At 66.4% G+C, this 2,534-nt stretch carries 1 protein-coding gene; it reads left to right on the top strand.

Going from position 1 to position 2,534, the window contains the following annotated elements:
- Positions 1–406: 406 nt before the first annotated feature.
- Entirely contained in the window at positions 407–2,374 is a 1,968-nt protein-coding gene (locus PV364_RS41065) for a SpoIIE family protein phosphatase (protein ID WP_319666052.1), read from the top strand.
- The last annotated feature ends 160 nt before the right edge of the window (positions 2,375–2,534 follow it).

Genomic DNA, 2,534 nt, shown 5'->3' with positions numbered 1-2,534 from the left:
AACGCGCCAAGATCCGCAGCGAACGCCAACAACGCTGGGGCCGCCCACGACCCAAAGCCGCCTAACCAACCCCGGCAACGTTCGTGGTCAACGCACTAGCTACGTGTCTCACGACCGGCAGATACTCCACAGTCACACGATGTAGTGATGCAGATCTCTCACGTGACTAAAGCTGATGCAGAACCTTAGATAACGATTGTGGTCGTCGCCTACTTCGAGGTCTGACCCGCCCCTCAAACTGCTTCGCCTCGCGGTACCCCGTCCGGGAGGCGGAGCTATTCATGCCCCGTCCGACGGAAACCGTGCTCTCGCAGGCCAGGACTTGTCCGGTGGGGCATGTGATCGCGGTAATATGCTAAAAGAGCTGCATAGGCCGTTTTGGTATTTGCCTGCCAGGGAGCCGCAGATGGATGCCTCGGACGAGCTCCTTCGAAGGGATGACCCTGCGGCTCTTCTGACGCTGGACGGTGTCATCAGCAGCCTCAACCCTGCGATGGCCACGGCGCTCGGCAGGCCGGCGGAGGAGTGCCGGGGACGTGACTTTGGTGATCTGTGGCCCGCAAGTCAGCGGATGTCGGCCGAGGGTCTCGTGCTCCACGCCGCCAAGACGAAGACGGTTGCGATGCAGGTGCTGGAGTTCCCCGGGCTGGGCGGAGCATCCGTTGCCTCTTTGATCGAGGCGCGGCAAGTGAAGGATCCCGCCGGTGATGAGCAACTGGTCTGGGTACACGCACTGGATTCGCGAAACGACCTGGCCAGCCTGCTGATCCCGTTCCGGCTGGCCACCACGGCCGCCGACCTCGGACTGTGGATGTATTCACCCCGGGATCGTCAGTTGGAGTGGCTGGGCGGGGCACCAGCCCTGGGCGCCCTCTTCCCAGATCCCAGCGTGTCGCTGCGCAAGTTGATCTCGGCAGTGCACCCTGACGACCGTGACGCCTTGCGACAACTGCTGCGCCCGCCCCCTGCCCACTCCCCCTGGGGGAGGTTGCGGTACCTCACCCAGCACGATGGCTGGCACCAACTGGCCGCCAAGACCCGTCGGATCCAGTTGGGGTACGGCGGCCCCGAGCGGGTCTTCGGGGTGGTCCGCGACGACACCAAGCAGGAGAAGCGCAAGAAGGAGGCGGAGGCTGCGCTGGTTGCCGAGCGGCAGCGCGCCAAGGACATTGCCGACTTCTCCTCCGCCTTGATCACCGCAGCCACGGAGCAGGAGCTGCAGCAGGTCGTCCTGACCCGGCTCGCCGCGACCTTCCGTGGTACCGGTGCCCTGCTCGCACTCGTCGAGGAAGGCCGCCTGCACGTCTCCACCGATGCTCGGGTAGCCATGTGCGAGGTCGCAGCCCTGCACGGCCTGCCGCTGGATCAACCGAGCCCGCTGCCCGAGGCGATCCGCAAAGGCCGGCCGCAGTTCATCGCCGACCGGGACGACTACGTCCGCCGCTGGCCGCATGGTGCCGGATATATGTGGCTCGCCCGGCGCGGCTTCGACTACACCACCTCCATCACGCCCCTCAGCGAAACCGGCAATCAGACACTCGGGGCGTGGATGGTGTTCTACGACAGCGGATACCGCCCGTCCCTGGATCAGCAGACCCTCATGGGTACTCTGGCCGACCTGGCGGGCCAGGCACTGAGGCGCATCAGGTTGCAGCAGGCGCGAGTCGAGCTGGCCACGGCCGTCCAGAAGACCATGCTCCCTACGCTGCCCGAACACATCGCGGGTCTGGAGGTCGCCGCCCGCTACCGACCCAGCCGGGACGGGCTAGATATTGGCGGAGACTGGTACGACGTCTTCGTGATGCCCGACGGCGCGGTCGCCCTGGAGATCGGCGACGCCCAGGGGCACGACGTGGACGCCGCCGTAGCCATGGGACAGGTACGCGCCTCCATACGCACGATCGCCGCCCACGAACCGGATCCCGCAACCGTGCTGACGCGCACCAACGAGCTTCTCGTCACGACGGACGCGGCACGATTCGCCAGCTGCACCATGCTGCACATCGACCCCCACGACGGACAGGTCACCGGCACCAGCGCCGGCCACGTGCCGGTGCTGTGCGCATGCAAGGACGGCAGGCACAGCATCCGCGAGCTGCCGGGCGGGCCGGTCCTGGGAGTCATGCCCGACACCGCGTACCGCGAGGAAACCTTCACCTTGGACAAGGACGGCGCGCTGATCATGGTCACCGACGGCGTGGTCGAGGGACCGGGCCTCACCTTGGAAGCCGGACTGGAGCGAGCCGGAACACTGGCCGGCACGGCACTCCGCGACGGCCTGAACGCCGAGGAGACCGCCGACCGCATCCTCGACGCCGCGGTCGCGGTAGACCATGCCGACGACGTAGCCGTGCTGGTCATCCGACGCACATGACAGCGCCCGCATCCTCACACACCCTCTATGTGCACCCCACCACCCCTCGCGCAGGTCAGGCGGGGTGTGTCAACTTAACGGCTGATCTTGGTGGTTGAGGTTCAGTTGTTGGCCGGGGTGAGCCGGCCCTCGAAGGCGATCTGGAAGGCGTTGAGGGGGG

The sequence above is a fragment of the Streptomyces sp. MI02-7b genome (genome assembly GCF_033793585.1).
Lineage (GTDB): Bacteria > Actinomycetota > Actinomycetes > Streptomycetales > Streptomycetaceae > Actinacidiphila.
Note: the sequence above shows the minus strand (reverse complement) of the source record. Positions and strands in the feature narration are given on the sequence as shown.